This window comes from Streptomyces alkaliphilus (assembly GCF_014141535.1).
GTDB lineage: Bacteria > Actinomycetota > Actinomycetes > Streptomycetales > Streptomycetaceae > Streptomyces > Streptomyces alkaliphilus.
Map to the genome: position 1 here is coordinate 1 of NZ_VKHT01000331.1, position 4993 is coordinate 4993.

Sequence of the window (4993 nt, forward strand, 5' to 3'; positions counted from 1 at the left end):
CGCGCCGAACGGCGGGAGCGCCCCCGGGCGGTCGGGGACCGGGGAGCCGGCGCCCTGCCGCGGGCGCGGTACGCCGGGAAGGTGCCCGACGCCGCCGGGTGGCCCGGCGGGGGTCCCCGGCGTCCATCGGCTTCCGGTCAACTCCAGGAACTCCGGCACCAGATCGCCGACGGCGGTGCCCGGATCGGCGTCGAGCACCGCGTCCGCGCGATGGCCGCCGACGGGGTCCACGACGGTGAGGGTCAGGCGCACGGTGGGTCCTTCCGGGGCGCGGTGGGGACGGACCCGGGCGGGTCCGCCGGGGGCGCGGAACGGTACGCGGCGGCGGGGCCGCGTGCCCGATGGAACCGGGGTCGGCCCCCGTCGTTGACCCCGTTCCACCGGGAACGCCCGTTCGTCCGCCCATCGGCGGTACTCCCGGATGGTCCCCACACCGTGTCCACTCTCCGGCAACATAGCGGAGTCCCTCAAGGATGAATCCGCTCGGTCCCGCTCCCGGCCGACGCGACCGCACCTCCCGGCCGACACGGCCGAACTGTCGCCCTGTCACAGACCTGTACGAGCCGTACACCCCGGGTGTACCCCGCACCCGTCCCCACGTAGGCTGACGCCGGCACGAGGGGGCAGCCGAGGGGGCTGCCGCAACCCACCGCACCGCGGGGCCGCCGCGCGTCCCCGCACCGGCCACGAAGGGGGCAGGCGATGTCCGACATCGGCCTTACATATCAGGACATGCACGACGCCGGGGATCACCTGATCGCCGAGCACGAGCGCATGGAGCGGGAGCTCGACGACCTCAAGACCTACGTGGACAACCTGGTGGAGGACGGCTACGTCACCGCCGAGTCCTCCAAGGCCTTCCAGGAGTCGTACGAGGAGTTCAGCGCCGGGGTCAAGCAGACCCTGGAGGGCATGCAGGGCATGGGCAACTTCCTCCACGCGGCCGCCGACGGCTTCGAGGAGCAGGACATCAGCCTGAAGAACGCCATCCAGGGCAACTGACCCGCGCCCGACGCGCGTCGCACGGTCCGGGGCCGGCACACCCACCGCCGCCCCGGACCCTCGCGCAGCGGGGCGATACGTGACGAACGGCGGGCCGGGGAACGGCCGGAACCGGGGAGGCGATGTGGGAGACGGGGAGGGCATCCAGGCGGACCTGGATCGCATCCGTGAGTGCTCGGAGGCCCTGGCCGCCATCCACCAGGCGTTCTCCACCGCCGCCAACCCCCTGGACGGTGCCGACTGCACCACCGTGGGCTCGCGGGAACTGGTCGATGTCTTCGACGACTTCGAGGACAACTGGCGGCTCGGGCGGGAGAAACTCCTCGCCGAACTGGAGAAGTTGGCGGGCATCACCGAGTTCGCCGCCGAGTCCTACGAAGCCGTCGACCGGGAACTCGCCGCCGCGCTCCGCGCGAACGACGAAGTGATGGAGGGGACGGATCCGGGCTGCGGCCCGCAGCCCCTGTGACCCGGGGATCGTTCACAACGAATGACGAACGACCCGATACCCCGACCTTTCGGGAACCACAACGGGGGAAACGAGCATGGGCAGGGCAGCGGCATCCGGCGACTGGAGTGTGGTCGGCGAGTCGAGGGACCCCACACCGGGCGACCCGCAGGAGGTCGCGGCCATCGGCCGTGAACTCCGCCTGTTGGCCGACGCCATCGAACGACAGGCCGGCGAAATAGAGGCATTGGCCGGCGTGGAGGGCTGGCAGAGCATCGCCGCCGCGGAGTTCCGTGCCGAGGCCGACGGCGCAGCCGGCCGACTGCGCAAGGCGTTCGTGCGCTACGACACCGCCGCCCGCGTGATGGGCACCTCGGTCAGGGAGTGGGACGACGGCTGTCCGCACCAGGACTGGGCTTCGGAACTGGCCCGGGCACAACGCGTCGCGGACACGGCCCTGCGCGAGGCCGAGGAGGCGGACGCCGAACGGCGCACCGCGAGCAACGCCCTGGAGTGCCTCACGGATGACGTGGAGGACGACGACCCCGAACGCACCGGTCTGGAGAACCGGGTGGCCACCGCGGGGGAGACCGTGGCCCGCTGTCGCACCGAGGTGGAGCGGGCCAAGGAGATCCACCGGGAGGGCGCCTCCCGGGCCGCCGCTGCCATCCGGGAGGTCATCACCACCGATGGCTTGAAGGACAGTCGTTGGGAACGCTTCAGGGAAGCCCTCACTCTGCAGAACGTGGCCAAGTGGGCGGGGCGCATCGCCGCGGTCGCGGGGACCTTCTCCCTCTTCCTCGGATGGGTTCCCTTCCTCGGTCAGGCACTCATCGCGATCACACTGATCGCCGGTGTCGTCTCCCTGGCCTGCAACCTCATCCTGGCCATTCGGGGGGAGGGAAGCTGGCTCGATGTCGCACTCGACGTGGTGGGCCTGGCCACCTTCGGCATCGGTGCCGCCGTCCTGCGCAGTGGCCGCCTGGCGGTTCAGGGCATCAAGGCGACCGCCCGCAGGGAAGCGTACAAGGCCGCCCAACGCACCGTTCCCAACCGGGAGATCGCCCGGACCACCGCGAAGAAAATGGTTCCCGACGCGGTAACCGGCCAGAAGATCTCCGCTGTGATCGGAGGAATGCCACCGCGTCGGCTCTCCTTCCTCCCCATGCCCCGTACCCCGAACAACGCCCTCACCTGGCCGGCTCGGCTGGACCCGGACATCCGGACACTCACCAACGAACTGCGCAGGATCGATCCGAAGGTCTTCCGCGAGCCGGCCACCGGCGCCGCCGTGCAGAACTTCAACTCACAGGTCGCCGCCTGGTGGGTCTCCACCGGAACCGGTACGGCAGCCGGCTGGTGGGCCTTCGGACGGACCTTCAATTGATCCCGCCGGGCCCCGGGCCCGGCCGCACCGCACCGCACCGCACCGCACCCGAGGAACGGCGAATGACACCGCGACAGCACCGGGACGACCCGGTGAGCACCCCGGACGGGACCGGAGAGGGCCTCGACCACGATCTCCCGCTCGTGCGCTACCGCATCCTCCTGCCGGAGGAGTGGTACCGCATCCCGCTCGCCCCCGAAGAGTGCGAAGAGGCGGTGGACCGACTGGTGCGGCAACGATTCAAGGGGGTGGACAACGCTCCCCATCTCAAGGCGAACGCCCGGAAAGAGCTGCTGGACAGCGCAGCGGATGCCCGCCGGAACGGAGGACTGGAGATGTACCTCTGTCTCCAGAGCGCGGGCCCTCTCACCATTCCCGCCTCCCTGCTGATCACGCTTCTCCCCCCGTCCGCGATCCCCGCCCGTTCCATGGAGGAACTCCTGGCGCACGCAGAGGCGACGGCCGACCCCGACACGGAGGTCGACGTGGTCGGCCTGCCCTCGGGGCCCGCCCTGCGCGTCCGACGCCGGGAGGCGCCCCCACCACAGGCACCTCCCGGGACACCCCACTCGGTGGCCGTCGACCACCATCTCCCGCTCCCCCACACGGACGGGATGCTGCTGTTGTCCTTCAACACACCGCTGCCGGCGCTCGCCGACGCCCTGGCTCGGCTGTTCGACGCCGTGGCCGGTTCCCTCGTCTGGGTCGGAGAAGAGGAGTCCTCGTGACCGAGCGCGCCCAATTCCTGGTGGAGTATCCCTCCCCCTGGTTCGAGTTCCCTCTCGACCCCGACGTCGACCCGGATCGATGGGCCGACGCGAAAGCGGAGGAATTGGTCCTCGCCGCCGGAGGCGAGGACGTCCCGGAGATCACCAGGATCCTCCGTCCCGACGCGGCCGCCCTGGCCGCGGAACTCCGAAGCCGCGTGTCGGAGTACCGCAGGAGTGCCCCGAGCCACGCCCTGGGGTGCTACCCACCGGGAGTGGACACCAGCGATGTCGGCATGGAGATCTCCTGGTGGGGTCCGGACGAGGAGGGGAGTCGGGTGACGGACTCTTCCCTCCTCGATGCCGAGGGCTTGGTCGACCTCGACCGTTTCGTCGAGCGTGTCGTCGTTCACGAGTTGGGTGACCCCCTGGTGGAAAAGGATGAGGTCGGCGCGGGACCCGTGGTGAGGATCCGCCAGAATTACCCCGGCAAGCGGCGGTCGTGGTTCGGCGGGCGTCCCGTGATCCGTGCCCTGACCCACGCGATCCGTCCCCGGGGCATGACGGCGCTGGTGGTCGCCAACACCCTGTGGACGGATGCCGGTTTGGACGAGTACATCGAGCCCTGGGTCGACGGGATCGTCGGAACCATTCGCGTGGTGCCCGCCTGAGGAGTTCGTTCCGACCGCCATCCCGACCGCTTCGCATCCGGTGAAAGGACGGGCTTCGTGCCGACATCCCCACGGGAGCCGGCCCCGATACCCGAGCCCGCTCTGCGACCGGCCGGCCGGGGACGGGGGGCACGGGAGGCGCTTCGGCGCGCCCGGGTCTTCCCCGGTCCGGGTGAGTTGGTCCTCCGGAACGGGACGGGGCGGGAGACCCGGGTGCCGCTCGGCCCCGGGGGCGTCACCCGCGCCGTACTGGTCGCCGAGCCCGAACGCCCAACCGGCGGCGGCAGCGTGTACGACCCGTTCGGCCGGCCCGGTTCGCGCGGCACGCTTCTCCTGCTGGACGCCGCCGGCCGGTGCCGGGCCCGCCTGCGGGTGGACGACTGGCTGCCGGAGTCCGCGCTGCTGCCCGCCTCGGCGCCGCTGGGGAAGGCCATGGCCGAACGGGCGGGATTCACCGCCCTGTGCGAGGCGGCGGGGCTGCCGCTGAAGGTCGTGCCCGATGTCGGCCACCGGGATCTCGAGGAAGCGGGCATCGACACCGCGCCGGTGCTCTCACCGGCCACGCGGGTCTTCCCCATGTGGTATGGGGTGGCCCGGTGCACCGGGGCATCGGTGTGGTTCGTCTGCTTCGCGCTCGGTACCTTCGCCGGTCCGACCGCCCTCACGGCCCTGATCGCCGCCCTCGCCGCGCTCTCCGCGCCGGTCGCCCGGCGGGTGCTGCGGGGGGTCGTCACGGTGCGGGAACGCCGCGTTCCGCCCCCCGTGGACGGCATCTCCC

General features: G+C 71.4%; 6 protein-coding genes and 1 pseudogene. 6 read left to right on the forward strand and 1 reads right to left on the reverse strand.

The annotated features are described in order from the left end of the window. Positions 1 to 252, reverse strand: a 252-nt coding sequence (locus FNQ90_RS12345) for a hypothetical protein (protein ID WP_182606417.1), incomplete at its 3' end; no start/stop codon positions are given. 450 nt (positions 253 to 702) lie between these two features. On the opposite strand from FNQ90_RS12345, the gene FNQ90_RS12350 reads away from it, so the two are divergent. The 6 genes and pseudogenes from FNQ90_RS12350 to FNQ90_RS12375 form a co-directional block, all read left to right on the forward strand. Continuing rightward, positions 703 to 1002, forward strand: a complete 300-nt coding sequence (locus FNQ90_RS12350; RefSeq protein WP_143617503.1) for a WXG100 family type VII secretion target — start codon at positions 703 to 705, stop codon at positions 1000 to 1002. A 124-nt stretch (positions 1003 to 1126) separates the two neighbouring features. Continuing rightward, entirely contained in the window at positions 1127 to 1471 is a 345-nt protein-coding gene (locus FNQ90_RS12355) for a hypothetical protein (protein WP_182606418.1), read from the forward strand. Positions 1472 to 1547: 76 nt separating this feature from the next. Continuing rightward, positions 1548 to 2837 carry a hypothetical protein gene (locus tag FNQ90_RS12360; RefSeq protein ID WP_182606419.1) on the forward strand — a complete coding sequence of 430 codons (1290 nt, stop codon included), beginning with the start codon at positions 1548 to 1550 and terminating at the stop codon, positions 2835 to 2837. A 92-nt stretch (positions 2838 to 2929) separates the two neighbouring features. Beyond that, complete coding sequence (locus FNQ90_RS12365; protein ID WP_323379913.1) at positions 2930 to 3565, forward strand: hypothetical protein; 636 nt, start codon at positions 2930 to 2932, stop codon at positions 3563 to 3565. Continuing rightward, positions 3562 to 4215, forward strand: coding sequence for a hypothetical protein (locus FNQ90_RS12370; protein WP_182606420.1), 654 nt, complete (start codon positions 3562 to 3564; stop codon positions 4213 to 4215). Before FNQ90_RS12365 ends, FNQ90_RS12370 begins: the two co-directional genes overlap by 4 nt. A gap of 213 nt (positions 4216 to 4428) precedes the next feature. After that, positions 4429 to 4993 (forward strand): annotated as a pseudogene (locus FNQ90_RS12375) (hypothetical protein); the annotation flags it as partial.